The 15,372-nt window shown below is 58.5% G+C and carries 12 protein-coding genes; 2 read left to right on the top strand and 10 right to left on the bottom strand.

Annotation, left to right across the window (positions count from 1 at the left end):
- Positions 1 to 464: 464 nt before the first annotated feature.
- Complete coding sequence (locus tag ACVTFQ_RS30510) at positions 465 to 1,781, bottom strand: MFS transporter (RefSeq protein WP_112436715.1); 1,317 nt, start codon at positions 1,779 to 1,781, stop codon at positions 465 to 467.
- Between the two features lie 576 nt (positions 1,782 to 2,357).
- Positions 2,358 to 3,098 carry an outer membrane protein gene (locus ACVTFQ_RS30505; RefSeq protein WP_413394248.1) on the bottom strand — a complete coding sequence of 247 codons (741 nt, stop codon included), beginning with the start codon at positions 3,096 to 3,098 and terminating at the stop codon, positions 2,358 to 2,360.
- A 692-nt stretch (positions 3,099 to 3,790) separates the two neighbouring features.
- Here ACVTFQ_RS30505 and ACVTFQ_RS30500 point away from each other — a divergent pair.
- Together ACVTFQ_RS30500 and ACVTFQ_RS30495 are read left to right on the top strand one after the other, a co-directional pair.
- Positions 3,791 to 4,315: an NUDIX hydrolase gene (locus tag ACVTFQ_RS30500; RefSeq protein ID WP_111563806.1), complete on the top strand. Its 525-nt coding sequence runs from the start codon at positions 3,791 to 3,793 to the stop codon at positions 4,313 to 4,315.
- Positions 4,316 to 4,794: 479 nt separating this feature from the next.
- Entirely contained in the window at positions 4,795 to 5,073 is a 279-nt protein-coding gene (locus tag ACVTFQ_RS30495; protein WP_470424496.1) for a hypothetical protein, read from the top strand.
- A 590-nt stretch (positions 5,074 to 5,663) separates the two neighbouring features.
- Here the strand turns inward: ACVTFQ_RS30495 and ACVTFQ_RS30490 are convergent.
- The 8 genes from ACVTFQ_RS30490 to ACVTFQ_RS30455 all read right to left on the bottom strand — a co-directional run bounded on the left by ACVTFQ_RS30490 (position 5,664) and on the right by ACVTFQ_RS30455 (position 15,237).
- Positions 5,664 to 6,722, bottom strand: coding sequence for a sn-glycerol-3-phosphate import ATP-binding protein UgpC (locus tag ACVTFQ_RS30490; protein WP_111563807.1), 1,059 nt, complete (start codon positions 6,720 to 6,722; stop codon positions 5,664 to 5,666).
- On the bottom strand, positions 6,722 to 7,570 hold the full coding sequence (ugpE, locus tag ACVTFQ_RS30485) for a sn-glycerol-3-phosphate ABC transporter permease UgpE (RefSeq protein ID WP_111563808.1): 849 nt from the start codon (positions 7,568 to 7,570) through the stop codon (positions 6,722 to 6,724). The genes ACVTFQ_RS30490 and ugpE overlap by 1 nt, the downstream gene beginning before the upstream one ends.
- A gap of 8 nt (positions 7,571 to 7,578) precedes the next feature.
- Positions 7,579 to 8,460, bottom strand: a complete 882-nt coding sequence (ugpA, locus tag ACVTFQ_RS30480; RefSeq protein ID WP_111563809.1) for a sn-glycerol-3-phosphate ABC transporter permease UgpA — start codon at positions 8,458 to 8,460, stop codon at positions 7,579 to 7,581.
- Between the two features lie 70 nt (positions 8,461 to 8,530).
- Entirely contained in the window at positions 8,531 to 9,838 is a 1,308-nt protein-coding gene (gene ugpB, locus ACVTFQ_RS30475; protein WP_470424495.1) for a sn-glycerol-3-phosphate ABC transporter substrate-binding protein UgpB, read from the bottom strand.
- Between the two features lie 168 nt (positions 9,839 to 10,006).
- Positions 10,007 to 10,807, bottom strand: a complete 801-nt coding sequence (locus ACVTFQ_RS30470) for an inositol monophosphatase family protein (protein WP_111563811.1) — start codon at positions 10,805 to 10,807, stop codon at positions 10,007 to 10,009.
- 21 nt (positions 10,808 to 10,828) lie between these two features.
- A complete protein-coding gene (locus tag ACVTFQ_RS30465; RefSeq protein ID WP_111563812.1) occupies positions 10,829 to 11,902 on the bottom strand; it encodes an ABC transporter ATP-binding protein in 1,074 nt (357 codons plus the stop codon).
- Positions 11,899 to 14,139 carry an ABC transporter permease gene (locus ACVTFQ_RS30460; protein WP_470424494.1) on the bottom strand — a complete coding sequence of 747 codons (2,241 nt, stop codon included), beginning with the start codon at positions 14,137 to 14,139 and terminating at the stop codon, positions 11,899 to 11,901. The genes ACVTFQ_RS30465 and ACVTFQ_RS30460 overlap by 4 nt, the downstream gene beginning before the upstream one ends.
- A gap of 69 nt (positions 14,140 to 14,208) precedes the next feature.
- Positions 14,209 to 15,237: an ABC transporter substrate-binding protein gene (locus ACVTFQ_RS30455; protein ID WP_111563814.1), complete on the bottom strand. Its 1,029-nt coding sequence runs from the start codon at positions 15,235 to 15,237 to the stop codon at positions 14,209 to 14,211.
- Positions 15,238 to 15,372 lie beyond the last annotated feature (135 nt).

Below are 15,372 nucleotides of genomic sequence, written 5' to 3'. Positions count from 1 at the left end.
GTAGCTGAGAGACAATCCGCGATCACTGCCAGCTTGGAGCACAAGAACAACGAAGGTCGCCAACAAAACCTCGGGGATGAGGAACTACTTTCAGGCCATCTGTCTCATCCTTCACCTGAAGACCGAGCTCGAGAGGCCAAGCAGTCAGACAGTCATTTGTCAGGCCAAAGCGAGCGAATTGGCAAGGGGAACCTCAGTGAAAATGTTCCATTCGGCGAGCATCAAGGCTACGTCTGAAATAGCCCCCGCCGAATGACGCCCCCCCGATTTCCGGCGCGGGTGGAAGCTCAGCAAGCCCAACAATGCCCCCATCAAGGTCAGGCCGAGGGAACAACCATTCTTGTGTCATCGATAGGTGTCCAGCCTGACTCGGTGAGAAGCGGCGGCCGATGCCCGCCTTGACGCCGGTGGACGGACGAGCGCCCGGGGCGTATTGATGGTACCACGAGTGTTCTCGGGCACGACTATCGAACGCAATCCGAAACTCCCATATTCCCGCGAGCCGTGTCCGTATTTGGAACCCGGGGTATCATGCGACCAATGACGAGAACCAGAAGAGCCGCGAGCGCCAGGCACGCCGCGAGGAAGAACATGGGCGCGATAGTGCTGCCTGTCGAATCCTTGATCCACGGCACTACGTTTTGCGCGACGAAACCTCCAAGGTTGCCCACCGAGTTGATTGCCGCAAGACCCGCGGCGGCGCCAGCGCCCTTGAGAAAGCGTGATGGAAGGCTCCAAAAGACAGGCTGGCCAGCGAATATTCCCGCAGCAGCGATGCTCAAGAAGGTGAATTGCATGATATGGTTGGAGATAATGGCGGAGAGGACCAAGCAGATTGCTCCAATCGCCGCGGGAATGACGATATACGGCGTTTTGGCGGGAGCCTTATCCGCCCGCGCGGGGATCACGTAGAGCGCGATCCCGACAAGAACCCACGGGATGATGTTGAGAAAGCCGTTGGCCGTGTTGCTCACGCCGAAGCCCTTGACGATCGTGGGCAGCCAATAGCTTAGACCGTAGGCCGCGAGCGGAAACCCGATATAGCAAGCCGACATCAACAAAACGCGGGGGTTGATTAGGGCTTTAAAACCGTTGCCGGCGTTCGCTTCCATGCCCGAATTTTCCGAAGCCAATCGATCCTTCAGCCAGCCTTTTTCCTGAAGACTGAGGAACTTTGCCTGCTCTGGCCTATCAGAGAGGTAGAACAGGGTGACGAACCCGGCGATGACGGCGGGGATGCCGGTCGCGAGGAAAACCCACTGCCAGCCCGCGTGGCCATAAAGGCCGTCCAGATCAAGCAGCGCGCCGCCCAATGGTGCGCCTACCGCGTTTGCCACGGCTGAAAAGATCATGAACAACCCTACCATTCTCCCTCGATATGCTGACGGGTACCAAAGGGTCAGAAGGTACAGCACGCCCGGAAAGAAGCCGGCCTCGCATGCCCCGAGAAGGAAGCGTAGTATGTAAAACATGGTGGCGTTCTGCGTGTAGGCCAACGCGATGGTGACGAGACCCCACGAAATCAAAATCCTGGCAAACCACTTGCTCGCGCCAAACCGATCCAAGAGAAGGTTGCTAGGAACCTCGAAGATGAAATAGCCAATGAAAAACAGTGATGCGCCTAGGCCGTAGGCGTATTCGCTCATGCCTAGCGCATCAACCATTTCCAGCTTGGCGAAGCTCACGTTTTGACGATCGATGTAGGCGATCAGGTAGAGTAGGCCGAGAAACGGCATCATGCGCCAGGTAATTTTCGAGATCAGTTTTCTTTCGACAACCACAACGGTTCCTCCTCATGCCGGATGCAGTTGAGATAGGTCCGCCGACCCACCGATCAACCATGGGGAGAAAAGCTTTGTCACAACCGATTTTCAGGAACGCGCGGCCAACCCTGTCAAGCCATGGCACGTAACGATGGACAGGGCATTGTGAAGGGCAACGCTCGACCGATTATCCTCAGGCTTGCCGCACCACCACGCATCACGGGCAGATTGTCAGAATTTCGATGCAGGCGATCAGCCGGGTTTGGACGCTTCCAACGCCGGCCGAGCAGTCGTGTCTCTTGATACAACACTTGCTTGCCAAGAGCGCGACATCGCGCGTGGAGCCGAGTCGCCGAACGGCACGCGGCTTTCAGAATGCGGTCGGAGCATGCGTTGCCGATCGGCAATGGCGTCACGCCGACGTCTCTCTTCAACCAACGACTCGCGGCAACTGCCCCGGCTGCTTGCGCGTGCCAGTGTTGGTTTCATCAGGTGGCCCGCTGGAGAAATGACGCACCATGAGCCGAGCCAGCACCACATAATGATGGACATCTCGGTGGCGCAGCGTGGGTCCCCAGCGCTGCGCCCACGTCATCAGAAACTCTTCCGAAAGCCGAACGTCACAGCGTTGCTGCGGAAATCCGTGCTCGATGAGGTACCCGCTTGCGAAGTGAAATCAAAATTATCCGCGGCCGTGAACCTGTATCCAATGTCGAGGGTCGTGTTATCGAAAAGAGACACATCGGAAAATAGCCCGATAGCCTGCAGATTGATCCCGACACCCGCATCCAGGTGATAGGCGAATGCTGTGTCACTGTCGTCCATCAACGTTGCAACACCCGCTACTCCCTGCTTTCGAAGGTCGAGGTTCATGAAGCCGGCACCGCCGCCAACATACGGGGTGATGGCGCTTAAAGCTCCGTCCGCGGCCAGCGGAATATCAAGGTATCCATTCACGTAACCTTGGATCGAACGGGCATCGCCAAAAGAGTTGATGCCGCCGAGACCTACGCCAGCGATACTATGCTCGTCGACCGAAGCCGTGCCGTAGCCCAGTTCCAATTCCACGCGCGGCGAAACGAAACCGTATGCTCCAAAGTCATAGCCAGCGCGGAGGGCGCTATAGAAGCCGACATCATAATCAGTTTCGACAGTCGTGCCGCCGACACCAAAACTAGTATCATCCAGGAAGTTCACGGACGAGAGCGAACCAATGTAAAAACCGGATACCGACCGCGCAACAGCCGGTTGCTCAACGGGAGCCACCAGGTCCGCCGCAAGGAGCGAGGACGGGGAGGAAATAAGAGCGGTGAGAACAAGAGCTGAAATTTTCATTGCGAACCCAGACTTACGCGCCACGAGGAGTTCGTGGGCTTCAGGTTTCGCAAGTAGAGAAGATTTAGCGGCATTCCACCCACCCACGACGATAACGAAAGCAGCGTGACATAATAGCAACGCCGGGTTGCGCTTTCCACGACCACCCACCCCGATAGCCGCACGAACATTCTGACGAAGCCTAGCGCGGCCCGGCTTGGGTGGGCTAATGGCCAGCTGATTGGACGTTGAGAGGCGGATAATTGCGACTATTTCGACAATAACCGCGGACGCTTAGACGGGCGCTTTTGCCCCACCGGATACTTCGCAATGTTCTTACGCGAGAAAATTGGGCACCGCCGGGCGATCGCTTCAGGCCAATGGGTGACCAGGCGCATCGCTAGGGGCGCACCCGGTGAGTGCACGGTCCGTGAGGCAATTATCGACCGCCGCGGCCGGCGTCACCACTTCGCCGGCGCTGGACGCGGTCCGCCGGCGGCGCCTCGACATGACTTCATCGCGACAAGGTGAGCGCCCAGTCGCACCTGGCCTCTTCGATTCCAAAGAGTAAGTAGCATGATCCACCACACGTCTCGCGACCATGATTGATTTCAATCCTGTGGATTGCGTTCCCCACGTCGCGTAGACGGAGCGTCTGCCCTATATATCATCTTCCGCGGCCGCTAGCGTGTGCCGTTGCACGGATGATCCATATGCCAGGTAAGAAACAGAGCACTGATAGCCCAAGGAAGCGCCGATCGCTATTGGCGCAACTCGCCGACGAACCGGAAAAGCTTTTCACGGGCGCGTTCCGGCAGCAATATGGCGCCGTCTGTTTCCGTTACGTCGGCGTGACATCGAAGATCGAGGTTCTGATCATCTCGTCGCGGGATACGGGCCGTTGGGTTGTGCCCAAGGGCTGGCCAATGAAGAAGAAAAAGCCCCACGAGGCCGCCGCGATCGAGGCTTGGGAGGAAGCCGGGGTTCGGGGTACCGTCCGTAAAGCCGCGGTCGGACGCTACACTTACCTGAAATTCCTCGACGACGGTGATGTCGTTCCAACAATCGTTGACCTTTTCCAGATAGAGGTTACGGTTCAGCAAGACGAGTTCAAGGAGAAGGGACAACGTCGACTTGCTTGGGTCGAGCCGGACGAAGCCGCGCGACGCGTGCGCGAGTTGGAACTGAAATCTTTGCTCGTTGACTTTAAACCGAAGGGCAAGCGCCAGGGTACCTAACGCGGAATAATCGGGGTGAGCCACCTTCACGCCGAAGGACATACAGCGGGGGTAACCAGAGCAAAGCTTCAAAAACGAGACTGACACATGATGAGCCCCAGATCATCAGATTCACGGCTCAATTCTGGTTTGTTCATTGGTGAAGGCTGGCTCATGGTGGCGGCTCGGCGCGCCGGAATGGCGATAGCCTCTCGCATTCATCCGCCACGCCATCGAGAGGATCACCTCCGTGCATTAGACCTCGCGTGGCGGCTTTGACGGTGAGCCGCGACCGTGGAAGCTCTCCGCCGTGAAGCACAGCTGCTTCCGGCCGCCTCCCTCGACTACCATGGCTTCATTTTACCTGGGATGAGATGGCGGGGCGTGTCGTGATGGCTGCCTTAGCGAGATAGTGACGCACGGCCCGACCAAATCATCGACTGACATGACATTTTCGACTAACATGGAGTTGTAATTCGCTGAGAGACAGGTGAGAGGATATGCTTCGGGATCGTATTAATCACGTGGTGCATGGTCGAGCATTACTTGCAATGAGAATTCCCGAGATACGAGAAGTGCGTGGTACACAGCCTGGCTTCTCCGATCTTTTCGAAAACTACAGTCTTGCTGTCATTCATCTCAATGCCTTGACAGCACGTCACGCGCCGCGATCACAAATTGACGAATATAAGGAGCTGATCTCCAATATGGAGGAGGAAGCAGCATATTTTGTGAGAAACTACTCCCCAATGCATGGCAAGTTCGATTGGGCGGATTGACACAACGCATTTGCATGGTCCACTCCGATTTGCCGCGTCCGGGGGCTTTTAATGTGGCCGACCGTCTTGACCAGCATGGTCGAAGAGCAACCAGGAGCCGTTTGGTTCAACCCCTTCGACGCGCCTCGCTGCCTTGAGGGGGCCCCCGGTTAAAGGTCCTCTGGTCCAGTTCCTTGATACGCTCCCGCACCGCGCTGACTTCGACCTGATACACGTCGAAGATGACGGACGCGACATCGCCGTTGTCGACTCTTCAGATAAGTGTGGCGGTCCATGGATTGAAGGCTAACGGCTCCACGCACACCCGCCTCTTCCCGTGCTCCGCGGCCGCGGCCGCGCGGTCCCTCATTCGTCATCGGCCATCTCTTGGGAAAAACCGGGCCCACCTGTGGTCACAAGTGTTCGCTGAACCAATTGCATGAGCATACCTTCGGCGCGATTCGTCCAGGTTTACTCTCCATCATCCTTCTCGCCATGTTTCCCATGCAGGCTGTTCACCGGGGCGCTAGCCGCGACCTCCTGGTGCGCGATAAAGCTTCGCGTATGGATCGTGCCGTTGATGCCAAACACCCCGACGCGATGGTTTCAGGTCATGACAATCCGACAGGTGTCGCGACGCGACGCCCATGACGATCGAAGAAATGCACAGCGCTTGTTCCAGCTTGAAGGATCACTCGGCTGCCTATTGTCATCATTGAACGACCCGCCGTTCGGAAAATGATCTCCACGCCCCCGATGGTCGTGGCGTGGACATAGCTTTCCGCGCCGACGAGTTCGATGGCGCCAATGTCGACAGCCAGACCCAACATGGAACTCGATAGAGTGTCCGCGACGTTCAAGTCCTCGGGGCGAATTCCGATCGTCGACACGTTAGGCGCGAGCGATACCCCGGGGGCATCAACGGCGAGCGCTTCGGCGCTAATCAAATTCATCGCTGGCGAACCTATGAACGCCGCCACGAAGGTCGTGGCTGGCCGCTCGTAAAGTTCGATCGGCGTACCGACCTGCTCAATCTTCCCGCCGTTCAGCACGACCAGACGATCGGCGAGCGTCATGGCCTCCATCTGATCATGGGTCACGTACACGCTTGTCGTCGACAGCGTGCGCTGCAGCTTGCGGATCTCCACCCGCATCTGCACACGCAGCTTCGCATCGAGATTGGACAACGGCTCGTCGAACAGAAATGCCTTCGGCTCGCGCACGATTGCCCTGCCCATCGCGACGCGCTGCCTCTGGCCGCCCGACAGCTGGCGTGGCTTGCGCTCGAGCAGGGAACCAATCTCCAGCGAAGACGCCGCGGCAGCAATCCGTCGTTCGATCTCGGCCGCAGCCATTCCTCGGTTTTTCAGACCATAGGACATGTTCTGCCTGACGGTCATGTGCGGATAAAGCGCGTAGTTTTGAAAAACCATCGCGATATCCCGCTCGGATGGTTCCAAAGCGTTGACAACGCGCCCGTCGATCGCGATTTCTCCGGAGGAGATCGCTTCCAATCCCGCGATCATCCGCAGGAGCGTGGATTTCCCACATCCGGACGGTCCGACGAGGACCACCATCTCACCGTCGGCGATGTCGAGCGAGATTCCCTTTATCGCCTCGAAGCCACCTGCATATGTCTTGCGAACGTCCCTGATCGTGATGCTTGCCATTACTTCTCTGTCTCCACGAGGCCCTTCACGAACCAACGCTGCATCAAGACGACAACGAGGATCGGGGGAATGATTGCAAGAATTGCGGTGACCATGACGAGGTTCCAAGGCGTCGCCGCGTCGGCGAAATCGACCATTTTGCGCAGTCCGATGATGATCGTCGACATGCTCGCGTCGTTGGTCACAAGCAGCGGCCAGAGATACTGCGTCCAGCCGTAAATGAAGAGAATGACGAAAAGCGCCGCCAGGTTGGTGCGTGAAAGCGGAAGCAGGATATCGCGCATGAAACGGAACGGCCCTGCATTGTCGATACGGGCGGCCTCCACCAATTCGCCGGGTATCGTGAGGAAGAACTGCCGAAACAGGAACGTCGCAGTCGCCGATGCCATCAATGGAAGGGTCAGCCCCGCATAGGTGTCGATCATGCCCAGATCGACGATGACCTTGTATGTCGGCAGGATGCGGACCTCCACGGGCAACATCAGCGTCACGAAAATCATCCAGAAGAACACCATCCGCAGCGGAAAGCGGAAGAACACGATCGCGAACGCCGACAGGAAGGAAATGATAATCTTGCCGATGGCGATCAGGGCCGCGACGACAATCGTGTTGAACATCATCCGCTCGAGGCTGACTCCGACGACCCTCTCGACCCCACCGACCAGGGCGTCGCCGTAATTCTCCGCGAAATGGCCTTGCGGCAGCATGGTGATTGGTGGGCGCAGTATCTGCGCCGACGTCATCGTCGATGCGACGAACGTGTAGTAGATCGGGAAGGCTACAATGATGATCCCGAGCACGAGGATCAGATGGCCTGTGATACTTGCGATGGGGCGCCGGTCGATCATCTCAAACCTCAAGCGTAGTGGACGCGGCGTTCGACGAAGCGAAACTGCACGGCGGTCAGCGCAATCACGATGATCATCAAGACGACGGATTGGGCAGCGGACGAGCCGAGATCCAGATTGACGAAACCGTCGTTGTAGACCTTGTAGACCAATGTCTCGGTCGCCTTGGCAGGTCCTCCACCAGTCACGGCATGAATGATCCCGAACGTGTCGAAGAAGGCGTAGACCGTGTTGACGACGAGCAGAAAGAACGTGGTCGGCGCCAGCAGGGGAAACACGATCGTCCAGAACCGACGGCTCCCGCGCGCGCCATCGATGGATGCCGCTTCGATCAATGATTTCGGGATCGCCTGAAGGCCGGCGACGAAAAACAGGAAGTTGTAGCTAATCTGCTTCCATGCGGCCGCGACAATGACCAAGACCATGGCCTGCCCGCCGTTCAAGAGCGGATCCCAGGCAAATCCAGCCCGCCGCAGCATATAGGCGAAGCTTCCCATCGCCGGATTGAACATGAAGAGCCACAACATGCCCGCGACCGCGGGAGCCACGGCGTAAGGCCAGATCAACAGAGTGCGATAGAATGTCTGTCCCCGCCTTATACGATCGACGGCGGTTGCAAGCGTCAATGCCACGATCATCGCCAGCCCCGCGGTCGCCACACTGAACACGACTGTCACCTGAAGCGAATGAATGTAGCTTGGATCGCTCAGGATCCTGCGAAAGTTCGCCAGGCCGACAAATCCACTTTTTAGCCCGAACGGGTCTTCCCGCTGCATGGATTGATAAAGCGCCTGACTGGCCGGCCAGAAGAAAAACACGACCGTCAGAACGATCTGCGGCGCCAACAGAAAATACGGAAGGACTTTATTCGGGAAGACGACATTTTGCACGCGGAGACCCCCTTGAGCGAAGCGAGGTGATCATCCGCGCCCGTGAGCACGGATGATCAATAGATCAAGCTTACTGGGCGATCGCCTGCTGGATGGCCGCGTTGCCTCGCTCGACAGCCTTATCGAGAGCGGCCTTGGCATCCTGCTTGCCCGCGAGCATCGCTTCGAACTCCTCGTTCATGATGTCGCGAACCTGCGGCAGGTTGACGAGACGAACACCCTTGGAGTTCTCCGTCGGCACCTTGCCCATCATCTGCAGGATCGGGGTCTCGCGACCCGGGTTCTTCTCGTAGAAGCCTGACTTCTTCGTCTCCTCATAGGCAGCCATGGTCACAGGCATGTAGCCCGACACCTGATGAAGGCGCGCCTGGATCTTGGTCTGCGACAGGAAATGGAAGAACTCGGCGATACCCTTGTACTCGGCGTCGCTCTTGCCAGCGAAGACCCAAAGGCTTGCGCCGCCGGGAATGGTGTTTTGCGGGCGGCCCTCCCCCGGTTCGTAAGGCAATTGCCCAATTCCATAGTTCATGCCGCTTTTGACGATATCGCCCAGGCCGCCGGACGATTCCGTCAGGATAGCGCACTCGCCCGACGTGAAGAGTTGCTTGGCTTCAGACGTGCGACCGCCATAGCGAAACGTACCGTCCTTGGCGAGATCGGCGATATCCTGAAAGTGCTTGACGAAGTCAGGCGTGTTGAACGCGAGTTTGACGTCCGTACCCGCCAAGCCGTTTTCGTTGCTGCCGTAAGAGAGATTGTTCCATGCGGCAAAGTTCTCTGTCTGGATCCAGGTGAGCCAGGTCGACGTCAGACCGCAGGCAGCGCCGCTTGCCTTGATTTTCTTGGCGGCCTCGACGACCTCGGGCCACGTCTTTGGCGCGGCCTCTGGATCAAGTCCGGCCTTCTTGAACAGGTCCTTGTTGTAATAGAGAATCGGCGAGGAAGAGTTATAGGGGAACGACAGCATGGTGCCGTCCGGCTTGGAATAGTAGGCCGCGATACCCGGCAGATATTCGTCCTTGCTGAATTTGTACCCGCCCTTCTCGAGGACTTCGGCGACCGGCATGATGGCCCCTTCGGCGCCCATCATCACGCCGCTGCCCGCGTCGAAGACCTGAAGGATGGCCGGCGATTTCTTGGCGCGGAAGGCTGCGATGCCGGCGTTCAGTGCCTCGGGATAGGTGCCCTTGAACACCGGAACGATCTTGTAATCGGCCTGGCCCTCGTTGAATTCCTTGGCGAGCTGGTCGACGACCTCGTTGTTGGCGCCTGACATGGCATGCCACCACTGCAACTCCGTTGCGGCAAACGCACTGCCGGCAATCGTGCTTGAAAGAAGGGCCGCGGCAAAGCCGATCGCGATTGGATGACGAAACATATTTCCTCCCTTTGGGTCAATTCGCGCACATTGCGCCTGCGTGGCGCGGCCGACCTCCCCGTCAGCCACGCCGCACATCTGTCAAAGCCAGTAGCCGGCTTCAAATTGGTTTCCTGTCACAAATAACGCCGCGCGGCGATCTGTCCAGATATCGGCAATCGTGCGTTGTCAAATTCCGGCGATAGCGCGAAGATCCTCGACGGCACCGGGTGCTGCCGCAAGAACGGGCGCCCCCTTGGTCAACCGGTCTCCGTCGGTCGGGAATGGGTGGTACCAGCCGCCGGCCTCCTTCACGAGGCAATAACCGGCCAGGCAGTCCCAGGCATGCATGTAAGGTTCGTAATAGCCCACGAGACGGCCGGCAGCGACATAGGCAAGCATTAGCGCGCCAGATCCATTTCGAATGAAGTTGCCGCCGGCGGACAAGAGCTTCTCCACCATCGCGGCGACGAATGCCGGCGTGACATGGTTGTTGGCGCCGATGCCTGTCACGGAATTGCGGATGTTGCGTGAAGGATCAAGCGACAGCGATTGTCCGTCCAACGTGGCTCCGGATCCAGCAGCCGCGGAGTAAAGTTCGCCGTGGCATGGTGCGAAGATAACGCCGACGACCGGCACGTTATCCTGGAGAAGCGCGACCGAGATGCACCAGTTCGGCATGCCATTGACGAAAGGGCTCGTTCCATCGATCGGATCGACGACCCAGGTCAGGCCGGACGTGCCGGCTTCAAGTCCATATTCCTCCCCTAGGAAGCCGTCACCGGGATAGGTTTCGTGAACGGCGTCTCGAATGAGGTTTTCGACGTCCCTGTCAGCGATCGACACCACGTCCTGCGGATCCCGCTTGGTTTCGATGACCAGGCTTTCTCTTTTTTCGAAGTACCCGAATGCCAGGGCGCCAGCCTTCCTTGCGATAGCTTCCGCAAAGGCCCTGCGAGCATCGAGGCCCAATGAAGAATGCGATGTCATGTCAAACCCTCTTGCGATTTCTTATTTGCTTGGTGCGGTAATCAGCGCGATCCCGCGATCCTTCAGACTGATGGCGACTTCGGTCGTCGTATCGAAGGGTGAATCCGCCGTCCGGTCGATGACGAACAAGTTCCCCCTGCTGGTCGCGACTTCGTATTCGACATGATCGCCAAGATAGGCGGCATGCGTGATCCTGCCGGTGAAGGCACCCTTCGTGGGCGTGCGGTGCAACTGAATTGCATTGGGCCGGATGGCGAGTTCGGCCCTGCCAGCCAATGCGTTCCTGGCCGCGACGCGGTGTTTCAGCCCTTCGATGTCGATCAGTGCGATGCCGTTCTCGACACTTTCGACCTGACAGGCCAGCACATTGGCCTCACCCATGAAATCGGCGATGAAGGCGGAGGCGGGCGCATCGTAAAGGTCGCGTGGCGCGCCTTGTTGCGCGATCTCGCCATCCTTCATCACGATGATCTGGTCCGACACGGCAAGAGCCTCGTCCTGGTCATGCGTGACGTAAACCGCGGTGAAGCCCAGTCGCTGTTGCAGATCACGAATTTCGGTGCGCACCCTTCGACGCAAGCGTGCGTCGAGATTGGAGAGTGGCTCGTCGAGCAGCAGTACCTGCGGTTCCAGGACCAGGGCGCGCGCCACGGCAACGCGCTGCTGCTGGCCACCTGACAATTCGGCCGGCAGCCGCTCGCCCATGCCGTCGAGCCCGACGAGCTTCATCGCCTCCTTGGCGCGTTCGCGCGCTTCCTTGCGCTTGATGCCTGATGATTCCAGACCGTAGGCGACGTTGTCGAGCGATGTCATATGCGGAAAGAGCGCGTAGCTTTGAAACACCATCGAAACATCGCGCTCGTTTGCCGGCAGCATCGTGACGTCCTTGCCGCCGATTAGAATACGTCCAGACGAGGGGTGCTCTAGACCGGCAAGCATGCGCAGCGTCGTTGTCTTGCCGCATCCCGACGGACCGAGAAGCGTGACAAGCGTTCCCGGTTCGATGGTGAGCGACAGGTCGGGAATGGCCGTGAAGGCGCCAAATGTCTTTCTCACTCGTTCGAACGTGACGGAGCCGGGCACAGTCTTGCTCATGCGGTTTTCTCCTGATTGAGCGGCAGGGAGGGATTGGCTGTCGGGGCAGCGAGCGCCACACGGTTCTCACGGCGAAGTCGGCGTTCGCCGACCAGCAACTGGAAACCACCGATCACGGTGACCATCACGACGATAAGGGCGGACGAGTAGGCGATCGCAACGCCATATTCGCCGTTTTCGACGAGGCCGACGATATAGGCCGTCGACATGTTGTATTCGGCACTGACCAAGAAGATCACGGCGCTGATCGAGGTAATCGCCCGCACGAAGGAATAGACGAGGGCCGCGGTGATCGCCGGGCGCAGAAGCGGCAAGATCACCTTTCTGACGGTTCTGAAGCTGTTTGCACGCAAGGTCAGGGATGCCTCGTCGAGGCTCTTGTCGAGCTGGCTCATGGCCGCCACGCCGCCGCGCACACCGACTGGCATGTTACGGAAGACGAAGCACGCGACGAGGATAAGCGCAGTGCCCGTCATCTCCAGCGGCGGCAGGTTGAACGCCATGATATAGCTGATGCCGATCACGGTCCCCGGAATGGCAAAGCTCAGCATAAGCGCAAATTCGAAGACGCCACGACCGACGAATTTCTGGCGGACGATCAAATAAGCCGTCAGAAGGCCGACAGCGGCCGTCAATGGCGCGGAGATCAGCGCGATTTCCATGGTCGTCCAGAAGGAGTTCCAGGCAACACCCGTCCAGGCTATGCCGCCGTCCTCGCGCCAGCCGATGGAAAAAGCGCTCATGTAGTGCTGGAAGGTCAGGCTGTTATCCAGTCCCCAGGTTCGCACGAAGCCGCCGAAGAGGATCATCGCATAGACCACGACGGTGAAAAGCGCCCAAGGAATGACAATTGAATGAACGGCGATGGATAGGCCCCGCGGCAAGGCGGCGTTCGCTCCAGAATCGCCCTTACCAGTGACCGTTGCATAGCTTTTTCCCTGGAGCCAAAGTCGCTGGGCGAGGAAGGCCGTCATGGTGAAAGCCAAAAGGATCATCGCGAGTACGGCGGCGCGGGCGGGATCGTTTTGCGATCCGACGACGGCGAAGAAGATCTCCGTGGATAGGACACCGTGGCTGCCACCGAGAACCATTGGATTGCCGAAGTCCGCCATGCTTTCGATGAAGCTGATCAGAAAGGCATTGGCTAGACCGGGCTTCATCAACGGCAAGGAAACCCGCCAGAAGGTGCGCCAACGATCGGCTCTGAGCGTCTGCGACGCTTCTTCCATCGAAGGGCTGACACCTTCGACGACGCCAATCAGGACAAGGAACGAGATTGGCGTGAATGACAGGACCTGCGCGATCCAGATACCGGTCAGACCGTAGAGCCAACGGCCCGGCTCGATACCGAGCGCTGATGCTGCGAACTGCGTTACCACACCCGCGCGCCCGAACAGCAATGTCAGCGCCAGACCAACGACAAAAGGCGGCGTGATGATCGGCAGGATGGTCAACAGCCGCAGTCCCCGCTTGAAAGGGAACCGTGTGCGTGTTGCGACGAGCGCGAAGCAAAGACCAAGCAACGTCGCTCCGCTAGCCGTCATGATCGCGAGCCACAGCGTGCGCCAGGCCACGCCACAGCGCTCGCCCCCGACGACGCAGCCAAGGCTCCAAACCGACGAATCTTGAATAGTGTTGAAGAAGCCGCTGGGATCAAAAGAGCCGTCGACCGACTGGAAAGCGGCAATGAACATGCTTCCGACCGGATAGAAGACGAAAACCGCGACCAGAACCACCAGCATCGAGATTGCGCTGACCACAAACGCGTCGCCCTTCATGACGCCGCGATCGGCAAGACCGAACGAAAAGAACAGCACGAAAACAATGCCTACAACGACGGCTCCTGCCCCCATGGATGGCTGCCCGTCCGGCAAGGCGCCAAACACTGCTTCGCTGACCGCCCACGACCAGCCGGAAAAGGTGATCGCCAGCCCCTGAAGTGTGAGAAGCGCCAGTCCGGCGCCGCCGCAGACCGCCAGTAGAAGGCCGCGGCTTCGGGCACTGGCAACGAAGCGGAAGACACAACCAGCAATAAAGAGCAAGGCGACCAGGCCGAGCCACCAGCGTCCGAAGCTTGCAATCTCGATTACAGCCGGTGCGCTTGCCGCGTCCGAAAAATAGCCGGAAAGCCATTGGAAGCCAAAGAAACCGCTTTCGATGCGATACCAGGGCAAAAGCAGGAAGGCCACGCCACCCATGAGAATGGCGATATCGAGACGGCGATTACTAGAGATCATATCGGTTGTCCGCGGCGTTTCGTGACGGTCGGAAAGGCAGGAGCCTTCAGGCCCCTGCCCGTCATTCGATCAGTTGGCCTTGGCGCCGATTTCCTTGTCCCAGCGGGACAGAAGGGCCTTGCGAACGTCTGGATCGCCATACTTCTTGAAATCGTAGTCGATCAGCTTGATGTCTTCGAACCTAGGCGCCTCCTTCGGCACCTCGGCGGACTTGTTCGAAGGCAGCTGGAAGGACTTCGCGTCCTTCATGTGCGATTGAGCATCCGCGCTCAGCGCCCAATCATACCACTTCTTGGCATTTTCCAGGTTCTTGGCGCCCTTGACGATTGACATCGAGCCGATTTCGTAGCCCGTCCCCTCGCAAGGCGCGATCGCCTTGATCGGGAAGCCCTCGACGGTCTGAGCGACCGCGTCATGCATGAAGACGACTCCGATGGTGGACTCGCCGCGAGCCGCGGCCTTCACAGGCGCGGAGCCAGATTTGGTGTACTGGGAGATGTTGGCGTTGAGCTTCGCAAGATAGTCGAAGGCCTTGTCCTCGCCCATGATCTGAACAAGCGTCGCAAGCGTGTTATAGGACGTTCCCGACGAGTTCGGATTGGCGATCTGGATTTCGCCCTTGTACGAGGGATCGAGCAGATCAGCCCAGCATTTCGGCTCCTTCAACCCTTTCTTCTGCAAGATCTCGGTATTGTATCCCCAGCCCAGAGCACCGGCGTAGACACCGACAGTGCGGAAATTCGCACTTTCGGCCTGTTTCTTTGCCCAGTCCTGCAATTGGTCGAATAGCGGCGACTTGTATTCGAGTGTCAGCCCCTCGCTAGCCGCCTGCAGATGGGGGTCGCCCGTCCCGGCCCACCAAAGGTCGGTCTTGGGATTGCGCGCTTCCGCGCGGATCTTCGCATAGGTCTCGCCAGCCGAAAGGCGCACCATGTTCACCGAAATATCCGTCTGCTTTTCGAACAGACCCTTCATCAAGTCGCAGACCTGCTGGTCGGCGGAGCATATGACGTTGAGATTTCCAGCGGCATGGACGGGTAGGGCAAACAACGCGGCAGTTGCCGCTAGCGCGGCCGTGGCGAGCTTTATCGAATTCATGATTTCCTCCGTGTGAACGACGCCTCCACGTCGCCGCCTTTTGCAAGCGTGTGCAAAGCTTGCATATGGCGGAAAAGACTGTCAATGAATTTCTGACGATGAAGAGGGATTTTGCGATCGCGAGCGATTTTGCAA

This window comes from Rhizobium sp. O111 (assembly GCF_055616315.1).
Note: the sequence above shows the minus strand (reverse complement) of the source record. Positions and strands in the feature narration are given on the sequence as shown.